At 71.1% G+C, this 21,481-nt stretch carries 19 protein-coding genes; 12 read left to right on the top strand and 7 right to left on the bottom strand.

What is annotated here, in order from left to right; translation table 11 throughout:
* Nucleotide 1 precedes the first annotated feature (1 nt).
* Complete coding sequence (locus tag SANBI_RS11315) at nt 2-472, bottom strand: type III secretion system chaperone family protein (RefSeq protein WP_056130132.1); 471 nt, start codon at nt 470-472, stop codon at nt 2-4.
* A gap of 259 nt (nt 473-731) precedes the next feature.
* On the opposite strand from SANBI_RS11315, the gene miaA reads away from it, so the two are divergent.
* Together miaA and dapF are read left to right on the top strand one after the other, a co-directional pair.
* Nucleotides 732-1,706, top strand: coding sequence for a tRNA (adenosine(37)-N6)-dimethylallyltransferase MiaA (gene miaA, locus SANBI_RS11310; protein WP_319155061.1), 975 nt, complete (start codon nt 732-734; stop codon nt 1,704-1,706).
* Nucleotides 1,703-2,644, top strand: coding sequence for a diaminopimelate epimerase (dapF, locus tag SANBI_RS11305; protein ID WP_319155060.1), 942 nt, complete (start codon nt 1,703-1,705; stop codon nt 2,642-2,644). Before miaA ends, dapF begins: the two co-directional genes overlap by 4 nt.
* 21 nt (nt 2,645-2,665) lie before the next feature.
* Here the strand turns inward: dapF and SANBI_RS11300 are convergent, their stop codons facing one another.
* Nucleotides 2,666-3,319 (bottom strand): class I SAM-dependent methyltransferase, encoded by a 654-nt coding sequence (locus tag SANBI_RS11300; RefSeq protein ID WP_319155058.1) that lies wholly within the window; start codon nt 3,317-3,319, stop codon nt 2,666-2,668.
* A gap of 122 nt (nt 3,320-3,441) precedes the next feature.
* On the opposite strand from SANBI_RS11300, the gene hflX reads away from it, so the two are divergent.
* From hflX to SANBI_RS11285, 3 genes are read left to right on the top strand one after another with little or no spacing between them, the layout of a single operon-like run.
* Nucleotides 3,442-4,989 carry a GTPase HflX gene (gene hflX / locus SANBI_RS11295; RefSeq protein WP_179913818.1) on the top strand — a complete coding sequence of 516 codons (1,548 nt, stop codon included), beginning with the start codon at nt 3,442-3,444 and terminating at the stop codon, nt 4,987-4,989.
* 58 nt (nt 4,990-5,047) lie between these two features.
* A complete protein-coding gene (locus tag SANBI_RS11290) occupies nt 5,048-7,126 on the top strand; it encodes an ATP-dependent DNA helicase (RefSeq protein ID WP_319155055.1) in 2,079 nt (692 codons plus the stop codon).
* 43 nt (nt 7,127-7,169) lie between these two features.
* On the top strand, nt 7,170-8,165 hold the full coding sequence (locus SANBI_RS11285) for an L-lactate dehydrogenase (protein WP_319155052.1): 996 nt from the start codon (nt 7,170-7,172) through the stop codon (nt 8,163-8,165).
* A gap of 109 nt (nt 8,166-8,274) precedes the next feature.
* Here the strand turns inward: SANBI_RS11285 and lexA are convergent, their stop codons facing one another.
* A complete protein-coding gene (gene lexA / locus SANBI_RS11280) occupies nt 8,275-8,997 on the bottom strand; it encodes a transcriptional repressor LexA (RefSeq protein WP_319161281.1) in 723 nt (240 codons plus the stop codon).
* A gap of 380 nt (nt 8,998-9,377) precedes the next feature.
* Between lexA and SANBI_RS11275 the strand changes: the two genes are divergently transcribed.
* Both SANBI_RS11275 and nrdR read left to right on the top strand, forming a co-directional pair.
* Nucleotides 9,378-9,776, top strand: a complete 399-nt coding sequence (locus SANBI_RS11275) for a LysM peptidoglycan-binding domain-containing protein (protein ID WP_319155050.1) — start codon at nt 9,378-9,380, stop codon at nt 9,774-9,776.
* Between the two features lie 351 nt (nt 9,777-10,127).
* Nucleotides 10,128-10,610: a transcriptional regulator NrdR gene (nrdR, locus tag SANBI_RS11270; RefSeq protein WP_319161278.1), complete on the top strand. Its 483-nt coding sequence runs from the start codon at nt 10,128-10,130 to the stop codon at nt 10,608-10,610.
* Nucleotides 10,611-10,662: 52 nt separating this feature from the next.
* Here nrdR and SANBI_RS11265 read toward each other — a convergent pair whose 3' ends face one another.
* Nucleotides 10,663-11,706 (bottom strand): aldo/keto reductase, encoded by a 1,044-nt coding sequence (locus SANBI_RS11265; RefSeq protein WP_319155048.1) that lies wholly within the window; start codon nt 11,704-11,706, stop codon nt 10,663-10,665.
* 148 nt (nt 11,707-11,854) lie between these two features.
* On the opposite strand from SANBI_RS11265, the gene SANBI_RS11260 reads away from it, so the two are divergent.
* Entirely contained in the window at nt 11,855-12,043 is a 189-nt protein-coding gene (locus SANBI_RS11260) for a DUF5302 domain-containing protein (protein ID WP_056130160.1), read from the top strand.
* Between the two features lie 202 nt (nt 12,044-12,245).
* Here SANBI_RS11260 and serA read toward each other — a convergent pair whose 3' ends face one another.
* Together serA and SANBI_RS11250 are read right to left on the bottom strand one after the other, a co-directional pair.
* Nucleotides 12,246-13,457 carry a phosphoglycerate dehydrogenase gene (gene serA, locus SANBI_RS11255; RefSeq protein ID WP_319155045.1) on the bottom strand — a complete coding sequence of 404 codons (1,212 nt, stop codon included), beginning with the start codon at nt 13,455-13,457 and terminating at the stop codon, nt 12,246-12,248.
* 95 nt (nt 13,458-13,552) lie between these two features.
* Nucleotides 13,553-15,763, bottom strand: coding sequence for a HelD family protein (locus tag SANBI_RS11250; protein WP_319155043.1), 2,211 nt, complete (start codon nt 15,761-15,763; stop codon nt 13,553-13,555).
* 181 nt (nt 15,764-15,944) lie between these two features.
* On the opposite strand from SANBI_RS11250, the gene SANBI_RS11245 reads away from it, so the two are divergent.
* From SANBI_RS11245 to SANBI_RS11230, 4 genes are all read left to right on the top strand, one after another.
* Entirely contained in the window at nt 15,945-17,216 is a 1,272-nt protein-coding gene (locus SANBI_RS11245) for a PP2C family protein-serine/threonine phosphatase (RefSeq protein WP_319155041.1), read from the top strand.
* Nucleotides 17,207-18,898, top strand: coding sequence for a sensor histidine kinase (locus tag SANBI_RS11240; RefSeq protein WP_408669702.1), 1,692 nt, complete (start codon nt 17,207-17,209; stop codon nt 18,896-18,898). Before SANBI_RS11245 ends, SANBI_RS11240 begins: the two co-directional genes overlap by 10 nt.
* Entirely contained in the window at nt 18,895-19,335 is a 441-nt protein-coding gene (locus tag SANBI_RS11235) for a response regulator (RefSeq protein ID WP_012867279.1), read from the top strand. The genes SANBI_RS11240 and SANBI_RS11235 overlap by 4 nt, the downstream gene beginning before the upstream one ends.
* Nucleotides 19,336-19,499: 164 nt before the next feature.
* Entirely contained in the window at nt 19,500-20,438 is a 939-nt protein-coding gene (locus tag SANBI_RS11230; protein WP_319155036.1) for a PAC2 family protein, read from the top strand.
* 73 nt (nt 20,439-20,511) lie between these two features.
* On the opposite strand, the gene SANBI_RS11225 is transcribed toward SANBI_RS11230, so the two are convergent.
* Nucleotides 20,512-21,432, bottom strand: a complete 921-nt coding sequence (locus SANBI_RS11225) for a spermidine synthase (protein ID WP_319155034.1) — start codon at nt 21,430-21,432, stop codon at nt 20,512-20,514.
* Nucleotides 21,433-21,481 lie beyond the last annotated feature (49 nt).

Raw genomic sequence — 21,481 nt, 5'->3', positions numbered from 1 at the left:
GTCACTCCTCGGGGATGCCGAGGCGCTCGGCCAGCCGCTCGAAGGAGCGCAGACCCGTGAAGAGGCCGCAGGAGATGAGCTGGCCCAGCTGCGCGTCGCTCACACCGTGCTCGAGGTCTGTCGAGACCTCGGCGTACACACCGATCTCGTCGTCCTCGGCCCTGACGTAGAGCTTGGGCCAGATGAGGTCGCGGTTGTACTCGTTGAGCAGGAGGGCGAACTCCGCCTCGCGGGCGACCGGGAAGGAGTGCTTCCACCGCCCGCGCACCTGCAGCACCTCCTGGGACTCGCCCATGAGGAAGAAGTAGAAGACGTTGTCGTCCCACTGGCCCCCGACGTCGCCGTCAGGGTCGATCCCGAAGTTCCAGCCCTGCTCGGTGAGGAAGGACTCGATGCGCGCCCGGGTGAGCGGTGCGTTGTCGCCGGAGGCGGCGAGTGCCGGAGCAGTCTCCGGCTTGTTGAAGAAGCCCATCGTGTCGTTCTCCTGGGGTGGTGTCGGTGCGTGCTGGTGCCACGGCGCCGTGCTCCTGGTGGGGCCAGGCGGTGCCGTCGGCCCCTCGGCGGGGCGGGCGCCGCTGTCGGCCCCGGGGAGTCGGGGCCGGGCGGTGCTGGCGAGGGTGCCGCGGTCGAGGACGCCGCGGCCGTCTGGTGATTCCCGTTCACCCTAGGTCCACACGGCGACAAGCACCAAGGGCTTCGGGCCCGGCCCGGCGAGCCTGTACCGTCTCGGTGTGCTGATCGTCGCAGTGGTAGGCCCCACGGCCACCGGAAAATCGGACCTCGCCCTCGATCTCGCCGAGGCTCTCCAGGGTGCGGGCGGGGACTTCTCCCCACCGGAGATCGTCAACGCCGACGCCTACCAGCTCTACCGCGGCATGGACGTCGGGACTGCGAAGGTGCCCGTCGACGACCGCCGGGGCGTGGTCCACCACCAGCTCGACGTCCTCGACGTCCAGGACGACGCGTCGGTAGCCACGTACCAGACCCAGGCGCGCGCAGACCTCGCCGCGATCGAGTCCCGGGGTGCACGTCCCCTCGTGGTGGGAGGTTCGGGCCTCTACCTCCGAGCCCTCCTCGACGACATGCGCTTCCCGGGGACCGACCCGCAGGTCCGTGCTGCTCTCGAGGCACGTGCGGAGTCCGAGGGCACCCGTCGTCTCTACGACGAGCTCGCCGAGCGCGACCCGGCTGCCGCTGCGGCCGTCGAGCCCCGCAACACCCGCCGGATCGTCCGCGCCCTCGAGGTCATCGAGCTGACCGGTGCCCCGTACTCCGCGAACCTCCCACGCCAGGAGTACGTCAGGCCCGCTGTGCAGATCGGCCTCGACATCGACCGCGGTCTCCTCGACGACCGCGCGCAGGCACGCGTGGACGCCATGTGGGAGCGCGGCCTCGTCGAGGAGGTCGTCGCGCTCGCGGACCGCGGCCTGGGCACGACGGCGTCCCGCGCCGTCGGCTACGCCGAGATCCTGCGCCACCTCGCGGGGGAGACCACGCTCGACCAGGCCAGGACCGACATCGTCGCGAACACCCGACGGCTCGCCCGCAAGCAGATGGGGTGGTTCGGCCGCGACCCGCGCGTGCACTGGCTGCGGGCCGAGTCGCCCACCCTCGTCGAGGAGGCCCTCGCCGTCGTCGCGTCGGCCGACCGCGGGACACCGCCCCCGCCCGCGGACGGACCCGTGCGCCGTAGTCTGGGCTCATGACGCCAGGAACGATCCCCACGACGCCCCTGCCCTTCACCAAGGGCCACGGCACCGAGAACGACTTCGTGCTGCTCGACGACCGCGAGGCGCTCCTCGACCTCACGCCGGCGCTCGTGCGGGCGCTCGCAGACCGCCGCGCCGGGATCGGCGCAGACGGCGTCATCCGGGTGGTCCCCTCGTCGGCCCTGCCCGAGGGACAGGCTGTGCTCGCCCACGAGCCCGCAGCCCACTGGTTCATGGACTACCGCAACGCCGACGGGTCCGTCGCCCAGATGTGCGGCAACGGCGTCCGCGTCTTCGCCGCCTACCTCGAAGAGCTCGGCCTGGCGACCTTCGCCGACGGGCGCGAGCTCGTCCTGGGCACGCGCGCCGGTGCTCGGCGGGTCCGCAAGGAAGACAGCGGCTGGTACGCGGTCGACATGGGCGTCTGGTCCTTCCCCGGGGGAGACTCCGCGGTCAGCGACGGCTTCGACGCCGAGGTGACCGTCGCCGGGCTCGAGCCTGCCGACGCCCAGGTCCCCAGGCCCGCACTGAGCGTCGACCTCGGCAACCCGCACACCGTCGTCGCGCTCGCGAGCCTCGACGACCTCGAGCGCGCCGACCTCACGACAGCGCCCGACGTGCTGCCGCTGCCCGCCGACGGGACCAACGTCGAGCTCGTGGTCCCTCTCGGCGAGGAGACCAGCGTCGACGGCACCGTCGTCGGCAGGGTCCGCATGCGCGTCCACGAGCGCGGCGTGGGGGAGACCCGCTCGTGCGGCACCGGTGCGTGCGCGGCGGCGCTCGCGGTCCGCGCGTGGGCCGGACCGCAGGCCCCCGACGTCTGGCTCGTCGACGTGCCCGGCGGGACCGTGCGGGTCACCCTGCTCGACGACGGGCACGTCGAGCTCGCCGGACCCGCGGTGCTCGTGGCCGAGGGCACGGTGCGCCGGGACTGACCGCCCGCGCAGCAGCGGGCCTCAGCCCGCGACGACCTCGATCACCCGGAAGCCCTTGGCCGAGGCGAGCTTGGTCGCCACGGCCTCGAAGGGGGCGCCCTCGGGCGTGCGGACCTCCGCGGTCGTCCCGTCGTAGCGGTCGTTCATCCATCCCATGAGCGAGTCCGCGCCGAGGTTGCGCTGCACCACCAGGTAGGCGGACCCACCAGGCACGAGGCGCGGCAGCCACCTGTCGAGCATGGAGTGCAGCATCTCCTTGCCGACCCGGATCGGCGGGTTGGACCAGATCTGGGCGAGACGGACGTCCGCCGGGACGTCGTCGGGGGTGCACGCGGTGATCCCGTCCAGGCCGAGCCGTGACGCGTTGCGGCGCGTGAGGTCGAGCGAGCGCTCGTTGACGTCGACGGCCCACACCCGCGCCTGCGGGTTCTGCATCGCCATGGTCAGCGCCACGGGCCCCCAGCCGCACCCGAGGTCGAGCACGTCGCCCGTCGGCGGGTCGGACACCGTGCGCAGGAGGACCTGGGTGCCGAGGTCCAGCCGGCCGGGTGAGAAGATCCCGCCGGCCGTCTCGACGTCGACGCTCCTGCCGTCGAGCACGACGGAGAGTGCCCGGCGCTCGGCGGAGGAGGCCGGCTCAGCGGTGAAGTAGTGGTCTGGGGTCTGATCGCTCACAACGCGTCATCGTAGGCCCAGCCGGGCCGCAGCAGTTCATCTGTGCGCAAAATGTCTTCGGCGCAGGCGGCCCTCGTGGGAACCTAGAGGGACACGAACACCACCATCCACGAAGGACGTGCATGACGAACAGCCACGAACCGCGCCCCGAACCTGCTCAGGGTCCGTCGCCGACGACAGACCAGCACGTCGGCGTCGCGGCACCGTCGGCGCGGGACATCGCGAGCGACGTCGTCGCCCGTGTCCTCGCGCGGGCGGGGACGGCACGAGCAGACGGCGGGACCCAGCACTCCGCCCACGACGGCGACCAGCTCGACCTCGCCGAACGGTCTGCGCTGCGACGTGTCGCGAACCTCTCGACCGAGCTCGAGGACGTCACCGAGGTCGAGTACCGCCAGCTGCGCCTGGAGAAGGTCGTCCTCGTCGGGCTCTGGGCCCGCGACGCGGCCGACGCCGAGGTCTCGCTCCGCGAGCTCGCGGCGCTCGCCGAGACCGCCGGCTCCCAGGTGCTCGACGGTCTCCTGCAGCGCCGCCAGACGCCTGACCCGGGGACCTACCTCGGCTCGGGCAAGGCCGCTGAGCTCGCGGCCGTCGTCGCCGGGACCGGCGCCGACACCGTGATCGTCGACGGCGACCTCGCCCCGTCCCAGCGTCGTGCGCTCGAGGACATCATCAAGGTCAAGGTCGTCGACCGGACCGCGCTGATCCTCGACATCTTCGCCCAGCACGCGAAGTCCCGAGAGGGCAAGGCCCAGGTCGAGCTCGCCCAGCTCGAGTACCTCCTCCCGCGCCTGCGAGGCTGGGGAGAGTCGATGTCCCGCCAGGCCGGTGGCCAGGTCGGTGGCGCCGGGGCGGGCATGGGCTCGCGCGGACCGGGTGAGACGAAGATCGAGCTCGACCGTCGTCGCATCCGCAACCGCATGGCCAAGCTGCGCCGGGAGATCGCCGCGATGGCTCCCTCCCGCGAGACCAAGCGGTCCTCGCGCAAGCGCAACGCGATCCCGTCGGTCGCGATCGCCGGCTACACCAACGCCGGCAAGTCGAGCCTGCTCAACGCCCTGACGGGAGCCGGTGTGCTCGTCGAGAACGCGCTCTTCGCGACCCTCGACCCGACGGTGCGACGCACCAAGACCCCCGACGGACGCGTGTACACGCTCGCGGACACCGTCGGATTTGTCAGGTCGCTGCCGCACCAGCTCGTCGAGGCCTTCAGGTCGACCCTCGAAGAGGTCGCCGACTCCGACCTCCTGCTGCACGTGGTCGACGCCTCGCACCCCGACCCCGAAGGTCAGATCGCGGCCGTGAGGCACGTGCTCGAGGGGATCCCCGGGGCGCTCGACGTCCCCGAGGTCATCGTGCTCAACAAGGCCGACCTCGCCGACCCCGACACCATCGCCCGGCTGCGCAGCCGGGAGCGCACGACCCTCGTGGTGTCTGCGCACACGGGGGAGGGCATCACCGAGCTGCTCGACTTCATCTCCGCGGCGCTCCCGCACCCCGGGGTGACGGTCGACCTGATCGTCCCGTACAGCCGGGGCGACCTCGTCAACCGCGTGCACCTCGAGGGTGAGATCGACCACCTCGAGCACGTCGGCGAGGGCACCCTGCTGCGTGGTCGGGTGGACGACGAGCTCGCAGCAGAGCTCGCCGCCGTGGCCGTCCGCTCCTGAGCACCCACGGTCCGGGGCCGGTCTCGATGAGGCCTGCTCCGGACCGTAGACTCCTCGGGTGAAGGACACCCCGAACGCCACGACCACAGGCTCGGCCGACGAGGTGCACACGCTGCTCGACCTCGCCGTCGGCGCTCTCGGCGGCGGTCGCCGCGACGGGCAGCACGACATGGCCGAGGCCGTGTCGACCGCCATGACCTCGGGCGAGCACCTGCTGGTCCAGGCCGGGACCGGCACCGGCAAGTCGCTCGGCTATCTCGTGCCGGCCGTCCACCACGCCGTCAACGCCGGCGAGCGCGTGATCGTCTCGACCGCGACCCTCGCGCTCCAGCGGCAGATCATGTCCCGAGACCTCCCCCTGGTCGCAGAGGCCCTCGCGGACCACCTGCCCCGCCGTCCCACGCTCGCCCTGCTCAAGGGCTGGCACAACTACGCCTGCCTGCACAAGATCGACGGCGGCTACCCGGCCGACGACGCGGGCACCCTCTTCGACATGCCCCGCTCCGAGGGCCCTGCAGAGCCGCTCACCGGCGGCGAGGCCGTCCCGGCGGCGGAGGCCGCGAGCCTCGGGCAGCAGGTCGTCAGGCTCCGCGAGTGGGCACGGACGACCGACACCGGCGACCGGGACGACCTCGTCCCCGGCGTCCCGGACCGTGCGTGGCGCCAGGTCTCGGTGACCTCGCTCGAGTGCCTGGGCCAGCGCTGCCCGCTCATCGAGGAGTGCTTCCCGGAGCGGGCCAGGGCCCTGGCCCGCGAGGCCGACGTCGTGGTGACCAACCACGCGATGCTCGGCATCGCGGCGACGGGCTCACCCAACGTCCTCCCTGAGCACTCGGTCGTGGTGGCCGACGAGGCGCACGAGCTCGCCGACAGGGTCACCGCCGCGGCGACAGTCGAGCTCTCGGTCGCCTCGATCGAGCACGCGGCGCGCCAGGCTCGCCGCCACGGCGGCGTGCTGACGACCGACCTGGACGCGGCCACCTCGGACTTCGGCTCTCTCGTCGCCGGGCTGCCCGCAGAGCGTTTCCCCGACGGGCTCCCCGAGGGGGCCCGGCTCGCGGTCGCGGGCGTCCGCGACGCCGCCCGCGGCGTGCTGAGCGAGCTCAAGCCCGAACCGCGAGCCGGTGGCGGTGAGGGCGGAGCCGACTCGGGCCTCAAGATGGCCCAGTCGAGCATGCTGCAGATCTTCGAGATCGCCGAGCGGATGACCGGTGAGGCCACGGGCTTCGACGTGCTCTGGTGCTCACGAGGGGCCGAGGGTGGCTTCGGAGCCGGGATGTCCAAGCTGCACGCCGCCCCGCTGGGGGTGTCTGGGCTGCTCCGGACGAACCTGTGGAGCGAAAAGGTCGGCGTGCTGACCTCCGCGACGCTCGCGCTCGGTGACTCCTTCGACCCCGTCGCCCGCTCGGTCGGCCTCGAGCGTGCGGCGACCGAGGCGGACGGCACGGAGTCGAGCGGGCCTGCGCCGCGATGGCGCGGGCTCGACGTGGGGAGCCCCTTCGACTACCCGCGCCAGGGCATCCTCTACGTCGCGAAGAGCCTGCCGACCCCGGGCCAGCAGAGCACGACCGACGACCAGGTCGACGAGATGGCTGCGCTCATCACCGCCGCCGGCGGACGGACGCTCGGGCTGTTCTCCTCGCGCCGGGCCGCAGAGCGCGCGGCCGAGCTGTTGCGGGAGCGCCTGGACGTCCCGATCCTCTGCCAGGGCGACGACCAGCTGCCCACCCTCGTCAAGCAGTTCGCTGCCGACGAGGCCACGTGCCTCTTCGGCACTCTCTCGCTCTGGCAGGGGGTCGACGTCCCGGGTCCGTCCTGCCGCCTGGTGATGATCGACCGCATCCCGTTCCCTCGGCCCGACGACCCCGTCAAGGCGGCACGCGCCAGGTACGTCGAGAGCCACGGCGGCAACGGGTTCATGCAGGTCGCGGCCACCCACGCGGCGCTCCTGCTCGCCCAGGGCGCAGGGCGGCTCGTGCGGACGGTCGAGGACAAGGGCGTGGTGGCGATCTTGGACCCACGCCTGGTCACGGCTCGCTACGGGAAGTTCCTGGTCAGCTCGCTGCCCGACTTCTGGCGGACGACCGACCGACAGGTCGCCACTTCTGCGCTGGAGCGTCTCTCGGCCCTAGGCTGATCCCAGCGCACCCCTCACCAGCGCCCGACTTCATGGAGGACCGATGAGCCAGCCTGAGACCCACCGAGCACCCGACGAGACGCCCCGCGCGCGCAAGACCACGAAGGTGGCGGTCGTCGGAGCCGGCGCCGTCGGCTCGACGATGGCCTACGCCGCGCTCATGCGCGGCTCCGCCCGCCACATCGCCCTCTACGACATCAACCGGGCCAAGGTCGAGGCAGAGGCTCTCGACCTGTCCCACGGCATCCAGTTCATGCCGATGGCCGAGGTCGTGGGCTCTGACGACGTGGCGGTCTGCGCCGACGCCGACATCATCATGGTGACCGCCGGCGCCAAGCAGAAGCCTGGCCAGACCCGGCTCGACCTCGCCGAGGCGACCATCGGCCTGGTGTCGAAGATCCTCCCCGAGCTCCTCGCGGTCGCCCCCGACGCCACATACGTCATGGTGACCAACCCCGTCGACATCGTCACCTACGCGGCGCTCAAGATCTCAGGGCTGCCCCCCACGCAGCTCTTCGGCTCGGGCACCGTGCTCGACTCGTCCCGTCTGCGGTTCCTCATCGCCCAGCACTGCGGTGTCGCGGTCCAGAACGTCCACGCGTACATGGCCGGCGAGCACGGGGACAGCGAGATCCCGCTGTGGAGCTCGGCCACCATCGGCGGCGTGCCCCTGCTCGAGTGGGACGCGATCGACGGCCGCGAGCCCCTCACTGCCCAGGTCCGCGACGAGATCGCCCACGAGGTCATCAACTCGGCCTACCGCATCATCGAGGGCAAGGGGGCGACCAACTACGCCGTCGCGCTCGCCGGGTCCAGGATCATCGAGGCCGTCCTCAACGACGAGCACCGTGTGCTGCCCGTCTCGACGCTGCTCGACGACTACTACGGCATCAGCGACATCTGCCTCTCGGTCCCCTCGATCGTCGGACGTCACGGCGTGACAGACAAGCTGCAGGTCCCGCTCTCCCCGGTCGAGATCCGTGGGCTCCAGCACTCGGCGACCTCCCTCAAGGAGGTCGCTCGCCGCTTCGGCTTCTGACCCGCACCCCCTGCACGCAGCAGAGCGCCGCACCCCTCGTGGGGTGCGGCGCTCTGCTGCGTGCAGGGGGGACCTGGCTGGCCGGTGGTCCACGGACCGCCAGTCTCTGTCAGAGGCTGCGCAGGACCGTGACGATGCGGCCGAGGATGGTGGCCTCGTCGCCGAGGATGGGTGAGAACGCGTCGTTGTGCGGCATGAGCCACACGTGCCCGTCGATCCGCTTGAAGGTCTTCACCGTCGCCTCGCCGTCGATCATCGCGGCGACGATCTCACCGTTCTCCGCCACGGGCTGACGGCGCACCACGACCCAGTCGCCGTCGCAGATCGCGGCGTCGATCATCGACTCGCCGGAGACCTTCAGCAGGAAGAGCTCGCCGTCTCCCACCAGCTGACGGGGGAGGGGGAAGACGTCTTCGACCATCTGCTCCGCGAGGATCGGACCACCCGCAGCGATCCGGCCGACGACAGGCACGTAGGACGGCGAGGGGTGGTTGTCGTGGTCCTCGTCGGTCGACGCACGCACAGGCAGGGGGACCGAGCGCAGCGAGCGTCCGGCGGGGCGTCCGGTCAGCTCGGTCGTTGCGGGCTCGGCGGCGGGCCCCTGGGTGACGAGCTCCATCGCGCGCGGCCGGTTCGGGTCGCGTCGCAGATAGCCCTTGCGCTCGAGGGTGGTCAGCTGGTGCTTGACGCTCGACGGGCTGGTCAGCCCCACGGCCTCACCGATCTCGCGCATGCTCGGCGCGTAGCCACGCGTCTCGACCGACGTGCGGATCGTGTCCAGCACGCCGCGCTGCCGCGGGGTTAGGCCGTCCGCAGCGCCGATCACCGACACAGGGCCCGTGGCAGCAGCGCTCGCGCCGTCGCCCTCGGTCGTGGTCGCTCCTGACGGCGTGCTGTCCTGCGTCTTCACGTCGGGCCTCCGGTCGGTGCTGCGTGCTGCGGTCTGGTCGTCCCTGCCCCGGGCGGTCGTCGTCGCGCCGGCGCTGAGGCGGAGCCAGCAGCAGCGGCAGCAATGTCGGTGGCCCGTGGTCGAGTGTCCTTGCTGGTGGTTCAACAGTAGGGCCCGGCCCCCGCGACTTCAAACACCTGTTCGAGCGTGTCGCGCCAGACCCCTTGCAATATTCTCGATCCTTCGTACAGTTGTACGACGTACACATGTTCGAACGCGTCGCCCGGTCACCCCGACCGACGACGATCAGGAGAGGAGTCGACATGGCCCACACCGCACAGGTGCTGACGCCCCGGCCAGAGCTGCGCCTGGTGCGAGACGGTGACGGGCGGCGCTCGTCCGCCCCGTCGGCCGCCCGCGAGGGCTCGCTCCGCGACCTCCGCCTGACCCGGCGCGGGTGGTGGGTGCTGTCGGCTCTCGCCGTCGCGCTCGTCGCCCTCGGCATGTTCCTCGGCGACCGCGCCTTCGCGAGCGCCCCGGCCGAGCCTGTCGCCGTGGCAGACCACTTCGTGGCCCCGGGGGAGACGTTGTGGCAGATCGCCGGCGACGTCGCCCTCCCCGGCGAAGACCGCCGCGACGTGGTCGACATGCTCGTCGAGCTCAACGGCCGGTCGACGGCATCCCTCGAGGTGGGTGAGCGCATCCTGGTCCCGGCCCGGTGACCCGCGACGTCGTCTCGACATGTGAGAAGGGGCTCGAGGAGAGTTGCCCGCTCTCTTAGGTCGCCCTAAGTTAGGACTACCTCATCAACCGGCTGGGGGCCGGGTTGTGAGGCGGGGTGCACGGGTGGTCATCACCAGGCACTCCGACAGCACGCCGGTGTCATGACGAGGCGAGTCGTCCAGGCACTGTGGGGACGGGGGCGTCCCGGACGGAGGTGGTCGACCACGACCACCTCCGTCTCTGTCTCCGGGCGCGGGCTGGTGAGGCATGTGCGCAGGTCTCGGGGACGCGCGTACCCTTGCGAGTGCCGCGGAGCCGCGGCATCCGAGCACGTCCAGATGGAGGCCACTGTGCACTGCCCGTTCTGCCGCCACGCGGACTCCCGGGTCGTCGACTCGCGAACCTCGGACGACGGCGCGTCGATCCGTCGCCGCCGGCAGTGCCCTGCGTGCTCTCGGCGCTTCACCACGCTCGAGACCGCGAGCCTCTCCGTCGTCAAGCGTTCCGGTGTCACAGAGCCGTTCAGCCGCGAGAAGGTCGTCAACGGGGTGCGCAAGGCGTGCCAGGGTCGACCCGTGAGCGAAGACGACCTCGCTCTGCTCGCCCAGCGCGTCGAAGAGAGCGTGCGGGCCACCGGCATCGCCGAGCTCGACGCCTATGAGATCGGGCTGACGATCCTCGGGCCGCTCCGCGAGCTCGACGAGGTCGCCTATCTGCGGTTCGCCTCCGTGTACCAGGCCTTCGACTCCCTCGAAGACTTCGAGGCGGCGATCAACCTCCTGCGCGCCGAGCACGAGCAGAACGACCGCGACTCCGCGTCCCCGCAGGACTGATCGTCGGCCGGCCAGGACTCACCTGGAGGGTGGGTCCTGAGGACGGGACCGCTCAGAGCTCGCTCGAGCGGGACGCCCACAGGTTGAGCCCGCCCTCGACCGCAGCCCCGTCGATGGCGTCGAGCTCCTTGGCCGAGAACGGGGGGGCCTCGAGCGCTGCGAGATTCTCGTCGAGCTGCGCGGTCGTGCGGGCGCCGACGAGGACCGCACTCACCCGCTCGTCCCGCAGACACCACGCGAGGGCCATCTGCGCGAGGGTCTGACCACGTCGCAGGGCGATGTCCCGCAGGCTGCGCACCGAGGCGAGGTTCTGCTCCGACAGGTACTGCCGCTGGAATGACGTCCCCTTCGCGGCACGCGAGTCAGCCGGCACACCGTCCAGGTAGCGATCTGTCAGGAGTCCTTGGGCCAGGGGAGAGAAGGTGACGAGGCCTGTGCCCGCCGCGGCCGCGACCTCGACGAGCGAGCGACCTGAGTCGTCAGGGACCTCGATCCACCGGTTGAGCAGGGAGTACGAAGGCTGGTGGACTGTGAGCCGCAGCCCGAGGGCGTCGGCGATCTCGAGCGCCTGGAGCGTCCGGGTCGCCGAGTACGAGGAGATGCCTGCGTAGAGGGCTCGCCCGGACCGCACGGCAGTGTCCAGCGCACCGATCGTCTCCTCGAGCGGGGTGCTCGGGTCGAACCTGTGGCTGTAGAAGATGTCGACCTCGTCGATGCCGAGCCTGCGCAGCGACTGGTCGAGCGAGGCGAGCAGATACCCGCGGGAGCCGCCCTCACCGCGTGGACCGGGCCACTGCCTGTACCCGGCCTTGGTGCTGATGCTCAGCTCGTGCCGGTGCGCGGCGAGGTCACGCCTCAGGATCCGGCCGAAGCCCGTCTCGGCCGACCCCGGTGGTGGGCCGTAGTTGTTCGCGAGGTCGAAGTGCACGACCCCTGAGTCGACGGCGTGCAGCACGAGGGATCGCTGGTCGTCGGCAGGTGCGGCGTCGCCGAAGTTCTGCCAGAGCCCCAGGCTCAGCGCGGAGACGCCGAGACCAGAGCGACCGACACGGCGGACGGGGAGGCTGTCGAGACGGTCGTCGGCGGGGGAGCGCATGACTGTACGGTACCGCTGCGATACTCGAGGCTGCCGTCCCTGTCTCTCGTGGCGACCACGTCGGCGAGAGAAATGTCTGGCGTCCTACGCCGGGCTGCGGGAGGGTTGGTCTGCATCGGCAGACATCGAGACGAGGAGGCCGGAGCAGATGACTCAGGACCGAGAAGTTCCCGAGACCGCGATCAGCGCGGACACGAAGGCGAAGTTCAAAGAGGCGCTCGACCGCAAGAACGCGGCTCGGCACCTGACCTCCGAGGGTGACACGAACACCGGCAGCGTCCACGGCTCCGAGCCGATCGGCAAGACGCAGCGCACCTTCCGCCGCAAGTCTGGGTGACCAGGCGTGCGCCCAGCAGCAGCCGGGCTTAGAGCAGACAGCGAGGGTGGTACGGGATCTTCCCGTACCACCCTCGCTGTCTGTTGTCTGCTGTCTGCTGGATGCGGAGCGGCGACGTCCGCCCCGCGGAGCGACGACGACTCCGTGCTGAGGGGACCCCCGGTGGGCGTCCCCTCGGAGGATGCGGCCCAGCCGGAGCGGCTCAGCCCTTGATGTCGGTGAGCACCCGCAGCTTGATCGTCTGGCCCATCGCCCGCAGCGCCTCGACGACAGCGGCCTCGACGTTCGAGCCGGCGTCGGTCACCACGTAGCCGACCTCACCGCGGGTCGCGAGCAGCTGACCCTCGATGTTGGTGCCGTGCTCGGCGAGCGTGCGGTTGACCTCGGCGAGGACACCCGGGGTGTTGCGGTGCAGGTGAGCCACGCGGGCGACACCTGTCGAGCTCTCGAGAGCCAGGTTCGGCAGGTTGACGCTCAGGGTCGTCGAGCCCGAGCGGACGTAGTCGCGGATCTTGTTCGCCACGAAGACGCCGATCGCCTCCTGTGCCTCGAGCGTCGAGCCACCGATGTGCGGGGTGAGGATGACGTTGGGCAGGCCACGGAGCTCAGACTCGAAGGCGTCCCCGCGCTTCTTCGGCTCTTCGGGGAACACGTCGATCGCCGCACCCGCGAGGTGGTGGGACAAGATCGCCTCGCGCAGGGCGTGGGTGTCCACCACGAAGCCGCGCGAGAGGTTGAGGAAGATCGCACCGGGCTTCATCTGCGAGAACTGCTGGGCTCCGAACAGGCCCGCGTTGCCGCTGCGGCCGTCGACGTGGAGCGTGACGACGTCCGCGACGGCGAGCAGCTCGTCGAGGGACCCGAGGCGACGCGCGTTGCCGAGCGCCAGCTTCTCCGAGGTGTCGTAGAAGACGACGGACATGCCGAGGTTCTCGGCGAGGACCGACAGCTGGGTGCCGATGTTGCCGTAGCCGATGATGCCGAGCGTGCGCCCACGGACCTCGTGCGAGCCTTCGGCCGACTTGTCCCACACCCCGGCGTGGAGCGCCTTGTCGCGCTCCGTGAGGCGACGGGTGAGCGAGATGATCTCGGCGAGCGCGATCTCGACGACGGACCGGGTGTTCGAGAACGGCGCGTTGAAGACCGCGACCCCGTGGCTCGCAGCCGACCTGAGGTCGATCTGGTTGGTCCCGATGCAGAACGCGCCGATCGTCAGGAGCTCCGGAGAGGCGGCGATCACCGCGTCGGTCACCTGCGTCTTGGAACGGATACCGAGGATGTGGACGCCCTCGAGGGCGTGGATCAGCTCGGACTCGTCCAGGGCGCCAGACCGGACCTCGACCTCGACGCCGTGGGCGGCCAAGATCTCGACGGTGAGCGGGTGGACATTTTCAAGGAGGAGGGCCTTCAGCACGCAGTCATCGTCCTCCCCCCGCGCGCTGCGACCAAAACGGTCTTGGCACGTGGACGGATCTTTCCGGCGCCCCGGGGCGCGGCCGCCCACGGGGTTCAGCCGACGAGGCCCGCAGGGAGGTCCCGGGAGTGCGTGACGTGCAGGTAGCGGGTCGGCCGGGTCATCGCGACGTACAGGTCTGACGCGCCGCCGGGCCCGTCGACGAGGGCAGCCGGTTCTTCGAGCACGACGGCGTCGAACTCGAGCCCCTTGACCTCGCGGGCGGAGGCGACCACCAGACCGTCACCTGCGGACGCAGCCGCGGGGATCTCCCGGAGCATCTTCTCGACGTCGGCCACCTCCGCGGCCGGCACGACGACCGCGACCTGTCCCGCGCCGCCCGAGCGGATGTCGGCGAGCAGCCCGACAGCGATCTCCACGGTGTGCGCACGCACCTCGTCTGCCGCGAGCCTGTGGACCGTGAGGGCGGCCGGGACCTCGCGCGCGGACGTGAGCCTCGAGACGGGCAGCCCGGCCTCGACGGCCATGCGCTGCGCGGCCGACGCGATCTCCTCGGGCGTGCGGTAGTTGACGGTGAGCTCGGTCAGGCGCCAGGAGTCGCGCAGCAGCGGCGTGAGCATCGCGTCCCACGAGCGGGCCCCAGCGGGCGAGGACGTCTGGGCCACGTCTCCGACGATGGTCATCGACCGCGTCGGGCAGCGGCGCACGAGCATCCGCCAGGCCATCGCAGACAGCTCTTGGGCCTCGTCGACGACCAGGTGCGCGAAGGTCCAGCTGCGGTCCTTCTCCGCACGCTCTGCGGTCGTCAGGTAGGGACCAGAGGTCGCGAACCTGTCGGCGAGAGCCTCGGCGCTCACCATGCCGTTCCCGCCCGAGCCCTCGAGCACCTGACGGGCGTACTCGAGCCGCTCCTCACGCTGCTCCGCGTCCTGGCGCGCCTGCGCCCGGGCCACCTGGTCGTCCTCGCCGAGCAGCTCGGCAGCCTCGTCGAGGATCGGCACGTCGGCCTCGGTCCACGGCGAGCCCGGGGCCCGCACGAGGGCGTCCCTGTCGGCTGCTGAGAGCTCGGGGGCGGCCTCGGCGAGCCTGTGCGGCTTGGCGTAGAGGTCCTCGACCAGCTTCTGGGGCGACATCGGCATCCACGCGAGGTTGAGCGCGACCCGGATCTCCTTCGTGCTGCGCAGCTCTTCCAGGATCTCGCCGCGCTCGTCCGACTCGACCGAATAGCTCAGCTGCTCGGTGTACTGCGCCGCGAGACGGTTGAGCATCTCGCGGACGAAGGTCACCCGCGCGAGGTTGTGCGGCTTGCGGTGACGCCGCGCCTTCGCGATGGCGTCACGGATGTCGCGCCGCCGGATCACGAGGTCGTATCCGTCGACGCGCACCCTGGTGTCCTGCGCGGGGACGCGCTCGCGTGCGCTCACGGCGCGTCTGACGATCGCGCCGAAGACCGAGCGTCCCTTGATCTCGGCGATCTTCGGTTCCTCGGTCCCGCGCGCCTCGATCCCGGGCAGGATGTCGGCGATCGTCGTGCTCACGACCCCGGTCTCGCCGAGCGAGGGGAGCACCTGGTCGATGTACCGCAAGAACGACTGGCTCGGGCCGACGAGCAGCACACCCGAGCGCTCGAGCAGACGACGGTGGGCGTAGAGCAGGTAGGCCGCGCGGTGCAGGGCGACAGCGGTCTTCCCTGTGCCGGGGCCACCCTGGACCACGAGGGCACCCTGCAGGTCGGAGCGGATGATGGTGTCCTGCTCGGCCTGGATGGTCGCGACGATGTCGCCCATGCGCCCTGTGCGACCCGCTGACAGTGCCGCGAGCAGCGCGCCCTCGCCCGAGAGGTTGAGGTCCGAGGCCGCCCCGCCCGAGAGGTCGAGGACCTCGTCCTCGAGACCCGTGACGCGACGACCCGACGTTACGAGGTGCCGGCGGCGCAGCACGCCGTCGCGCTGGGCCGCCGTCGCCCTGTAGAAGGCCTGGGCCGCAGGGGCGCGCCAGTCCGTGAGGATCGAGGAGTGCTGCTCGTCGGTCAGCCCGATGCGCCCGATGTACCGGGTGGTCTCGTCGTCGAAGTCGAGCCGGCCGAAGCACAGCCTGTCCTCGACGGCGTCGAGCAGCGCGGCCCGGTCTTCGTAGAGCGTCGCGAAGGCGTCGCGCTCGCTGCGGTTCTGGGGGGACCCGCTCGGTCCGGACCGGCGCACCTCGGCGAGGCGCTCGCGCGTGACGGCGCGCAGCTCGTCCAGCCGTGCGTAGAGGACGTCGAGGGTGTCCTGCTCGACCCTGATCTCGTCGGGCTGCTCGGTCACGCTGGTCCTTCCCTCGCGGGGGTACGGAGATGAGATGGCGACTGGAGGCTGCTGGTGCCGCAGTCCCACGTTCGCGACCGTCCATTATTGCTGATCGTGGCACCCCGACGCGCCGCGGAGATGGGCCGGGAGGGCCGTGGCGACTAAGATCAGCGGATATTCGTCTGGGGGGAGGAGTGCGGTGAGCGTGAGAGACGGGTCGACCGGCGAGACCGCCCCGGTCCGGGTGCTCATCGTCGACGACGACGACGGCGACGCGATGCTGGTCGAAGAGCTCTTCGCCGACAGCGCCCTCGAGGTGACCCTCGACCGCGCGCGCTCGATCGACGAGGCCCTCGGTCGGCTCGACGTCGACTGCGTCCTCCTCGACCTGGGCCTCCCCGACGCGACAGGTCTCTCGGGCGTCGAGCGCATCAACGCGACGGGGACCAGTGCAGCGCTCGTCGTCCTCACCGGCATGACCAGCTCTGACCTCGGTGTCGAGGCCGTCGCCGCAGGGGCCCAGGACTACCTCGTCAAGCACGAGGTCGACCCCGACCTCCTCGCCAGGTCGGTCCGCTACGCCGTCCAGCGCCGGCTCTCCGACGAGCAGGCACGGACGATCTACAAGAGCTCGGTCCGGGCCCGCGAGACCGCCCGCCTCGAGCGTGCGCTGCTGCCCACACCCTCGATCGTCGACCCACGGCTCTCCGTCCTCGTCGGCTACCTGCCCGGGGGAGACGGCCTGCTCGGAGGTGACTTCTACGACGTCGTCGAGCGCGCCGACGGCACGCTCGCCTGCATCATCGGCGACGTCGCCGGCCACGGACCCGACGAGGCTGCCCTCGGAGCCACCCTGCGCACGGCCTGGCGGACCCTCGTCCTGGCCGAGATCGACCCCGAGCGCATCCTCCCGCTGCTCGAGCGCGTCATGCTCGACGAGCGCTCGCGGCCCGAGACCTTCACGACGCTCTGCCAGCTGGTCATCTCGGCCGACAGGTCGTCGGCCGAGCTCTACCTCGCCGGTCACCACGCGCCCATCCTCGTCTCCGAGCAGTCCCGGGCCATCGAGCCGACCCACCGCGGCCGGGCCCTCGGCATCCCTGTCGACTCGCCCTGGAAGTCTCAGCGGCTCGAGCTCGCCGGCAGCTGGTGGCTCATGCTCTACACCGACGGTCTGCTCGAGGCCACGGTCCGCGACCCCGGCGACGACCAGGACCGTCCCCACGACGCCGACCGCCGAGACCGCGGCGGGCGCTCGCGGATCGGCATCGACGGGCTCCTCGCCGCCGTGAGCGCCGAGTTCCGCGACGGCACAGAGGAGCTCGTCGAGCGCATCTTGCGCACCGTCCACGCCGTGCACGGTGGACGCCTCGTCGACGACGCGGCCGTGCTGATCCTCGGCTGGCCCGGCTGCGACGCCGGGCACGGGCAGCGGTCCGCGACGCTGGCCGACTCGGAGGAGTGGAGTTGAGGCGTCCTGCCGCGGCGCAGCGCGCAGGGTCGACGCTGCGCCGCCAGCTCGGCGTGACCGTGGCGAGCGCCGGAGCGGTCCTCCTGGTGATCCTGCTGTACGCCGTGTACTCCCTGCTCCAGGTGGTCCACTACCAGAACAGGGTCACCGACATCTACGCGAGCGCGATCTCGTACTCCGACGGGCTGACGTCTCGGATCGGTGACATCGGCTCGGCCGTCGACGCCTACCTGCAGTCGGGTGTCGACTCGGCGCTCGGCTCCTACAGGACCGCCGACACCGAGGCTGCCCGCGCCATCAGGTCCGCCTTCCTCGAGGACTACGGGCCCGACTCCGAGGTCGTCGTCGCCCTGGACCGCACGCTCGGTCTCGTCGCCACCTGGCGGTCCCAGTTCGCCGACCCCGCCGTCGCCGAGGTGTCCGTCGAAGGACCCGGCGCCGTGAGCGAGGCAACCCTCGAGCGTGGGGAGCGGCTGCTCGCCGACGCGCGCGAGAGTGCGCTCGACCTGGAGTCTGTCCTTGAGACCGGCCGCGACGAGGCCTCCGACTCCCTCGGGGCCTGGACGAGGAACCTCTTCCTCGCGGTCGTCGTGCTCGCCGGCGCCGCTGTCGTCGTCGCGGTCGGTACGTGGTGGACGCTCCGCCGACGGGTCCTCGAGCCCCTCGCGGACCTCGCGGCCAAGGCCGAGGCCGTGAGCACCGGCGAGCTCGACCTGCCGGTGCGGACCGAGGGGCCTGGCGAGATCGCCTCACTCGCGCACGCCGTCGACGCGATGCGGGTCGAGCTCGTGGCACGGATGGCCTCCGAGGCCCGTTCCCGGGCCGAGATCGCCGAGGCGCACGAGCAGGTGCTCGAGCAGGCCGAAGAGCTCCGACGCTCCAACCGGGACCTCGAGCAGTTCGCCTACGTCGCCTCGCACGACCTCCAGGAGCCGCTGCGCAAGGTGGCGAGCTTCACCCAGCTGCTGCAGAAGCGCTACGGCGGTGAGCTCGACGAGCGCGCAGACCAGTACATCGAGTTCGCGGTCGACGGTGCCAAGCGGATGCAACGACTCATCCAGGACCTGCTCGGCTTCTCGCGCGTCGGGCGGTCGGCGGGCGAGGCCGTCGAGGTCGACCTCGTCGAGGCCTGCGCGACGGCGGTCACGACCTTGGACGCCGCCGTCGAGGAGTCGGGCGGCCAGGTCGAGGTCGGCGACCTCCCCGTGGTCCTCGGGCAGCAGACGCTCCTGGTCCAGCTCTTCCAGAACCTCGTCGGCAACGCGCTGAAGTTCAGGCACCCCGATAGGACGCCCCACGTCATCCTCGGGGCTGTGCGCCGCGACGACGCCTGGGAGCTGTGGTGCTCCGACAACGGCATCGGGATCGACCAGCAGTACGCCGACAGGGTCTTCGTGATCTTCCAGCGGCTGCACGCCAAGGACGCCTACGAGGGCACGGGCATCGGCCTCGCGCTGTGCAAGAAGATCGTCGAGTTCCACGGCGGTGAGATCTGGCTCGACACCGACGTCTCGCAGGGCACGACGATCCGCTGGACGCTGCCAGACCCCCGCGAGGTAGGCTCTGCGGGGCCCGAGGACGAGTCCCCGGCCGAGGGTGCTGACGGAACCACGCCCGCGACGACGACCGCAGGGACGGGCGACCTGCCCGGACCAGGACAGCACGACGAGGAGAGCTCATGACCGTGGCACCCGGAGTGATCGAGGTCCTGCTGGTCGAAGACGACCCGGGCGACGTCCTCATGACGCGCGAGGCCTTCGAGCACAACAAGGTGGCCAACCGGCTCTCGGTCGTCAACGACGGCGTCACCGCGATGGACTTCTTGCGCAAGCGCGGGGAGTACGCAGACGCCGTGACGCCCGACCTCATCCTGCTCGACCTCAACCTGCCGCGCATGGACGGCCGAGAGGTCCTCGCCGAGCTCAAGGAAGACCCCGAGCTCCGCCGCATCCCCGTCGTCGTGCTCACGACCTCCGAGGCCGAGGAAGACGTCGCGCGCAGCTATTCGCTCTACGCCAACGCCTTCGTCACCAAGCCCGTCGACTTCGAGAGGTTCATCGAGGTCGTCCGGCAGATCGACGACTTCTTCGTGACCGTCGTCAGGCTGCCCTCGCGCTGATCGGTCTCGGACCCTGCGGAGAGCTGCACCGAGGACCGGAGACCGTGGGCCGGCCTGCGGGAAGAAACTCGGGCGAGGCGGTGTTCTGGTCCTCAGACGACGTTCGTGACGTCACCGGTCAGGCCTGAGCCTGGTGGTGCGTCGAGGCTGACAGGAGGCCCACCATGCTCGATCCGCAGGAGCTCTACACGGTCGACGCCACAGTCGAGTCCGCTCTCCGGCTCTCGCCGGACGAGGCGGGGACCGGGCCCGTGCTCGTCAACGCGCTGCGCGGGTTCGTCGACGCCGGGCACGTCGGACAGATCGCGCTCGAGCACATCCTCGACCTCGGCGAGACGACCCGTCTGGTCACCTTCGACGCCGACCAGCTGGTCGACTACAGGTCGAAGCGGCCCACCATCGTCTTCGACACGCAGCGCTGGACCGAGTACTCGGGTCCGAGCATCGCGATCGACGTGGCACGAGACCGCGAGGGGACGACCTTCCTCGTCCTCCACGGCAACGAGCCTGACGTCCAGTGGGAGCGGTTCGTCGAGGCCGTCCTGTCGCTCGTCGACAGGTTCCGCGTCTCGTTGACCGTCGGCACCTACGGCATCCCGATGGGTATCCCGCACACCCGGCTGCTCTCCGCGACGCCGCACGCCTCGCGCGACGAGCTGATCCCCGACGCCTCGCCGTGGTTCGGGCGCGTCACGGTCCCGGCGACCGCGGCGAACCTGCTCGAGCTCAGGCTCTCGGAGCGCGGCCACGACACCGTGGGCTACGCCGTCCACGTGCCGCACTACCTGGCCCAGTCCACCTACCCGCCCGCAGCGCTGGTGGCCCTCGACAAGCTGGAGTCCGCGACCGGGCTGGACCTGGACCTCGAGACCCTCGAGGAGGCGGCGACCGAGGCTCGTGCCGAGGTCGTGCGTCAGGTCGCCGAGTCCCCCGAGATCGCGGAGGTCGTCCGAGGGCTCGAGGAGCAGTACGACGCCTTCACCATCTCGGCCGAGCGCCAGAGCCTGCTCGCCGACACCGCAGAGATCCCGACGGCCGACGAGATCGGCGAAGAGCTCGAGCGCTTCCTCGCTCAGCAGGGTCCCGACGGGCAGTCGTCCTGACCTGAGCCCGGCACCACCAGCACGGCCCGGTCGCCGGCACCTCACGAGGTGCCGGCGACCGGGCCGTGCTGCGTCAGGCGGACTCTGCGGGGTCGACGAGGGGGACGGCGGTCCCTGCGAAGCGTGACATCTCGTCCGCGCCGCAGAGGATGTGTGCCGGGACCGCGAGGCTGCGGAGCGCACGCGCAAGGCCCGCGCTGGCGAGGCCGTCCCCGTCTCGAGCGCCGCCCGACGCCGTCGCGGCGAGCACGATGTTGCCGTAGCGGCGCGCCTTGAGCACCGCTGGCTCGGTGATCAGGGCGAGGTCGTCCTCGGTGCGGGGGACGCCGTCGGTCGCGACGATGTCCAGCGCCGCACGGATCGTGGCGACCTCGGCCCGGGCTGTGGAGAGCGGAGGCTTGTCGGCGCAGTTCACGAGATACAGGCCTCCTGGACGCAGGACGCGCAGCACGTCGACGACGAACTCGACGGTCAGCAGGTGATCCGGTGTGCTGTCGCCGGCGAACACGTCTCGGACGACGACGTCGACGCTCGAGGTCGCGAGCGTGGCCAGCTGCTCCCGGGCGTCCCCGGCGCGCAGGCGCAGACGGGGTGAGCGGGGGAGGTCGAACCACGAACGAGCGAGCTCGAGCAGCCGGGCGTCGATGTCGATGCCGATCTGGCGTGAACCGGGCCGGCGGGCGTCGACCGACCGGGCCATCGCGCAGCCTGCGGCCCCGAGGTGGACCACGTCGAGCGGACCCTCGGTCGTGTCGTCGAGGACCGCCGACATGATCTCCATGTATTCGAATCCCACGTTGGTCGGGTCGTCGAGATCGATGAAGGAGCTCGGGACGCCGTTGAGCATGACCGTGATGGACCTGTGGTCGTCGCGGTCGAGGACGAGCTCGACGGTTCCCGAGGACGTCTCGACGGGCCCTGCGGGCAGGTCGGGCTGCCCTGTCTGTGTCAGTGGTCCGGAGGAGGATGAGCGGCGTGAGGTTCGGCGTGCCATCCCGCAAGCCTAGGCGGGCGGGAGGGGACCGGCGGGGCACCGAGAGGCG

This window comes from Sanguibacter biliveldensis, from assembly GCF_033798665.1.
GTDB lineage: Bacteria > Actinomycetota > Actinomycetes > Actinomycetales > Cellulomonadaceae > Sanguibacter > Sanguibacter inulinus.
Note: the sequence above shows the minus strand (reverse complement) of the source record. Positions and strands in the feature narration are given on the sequence as shown.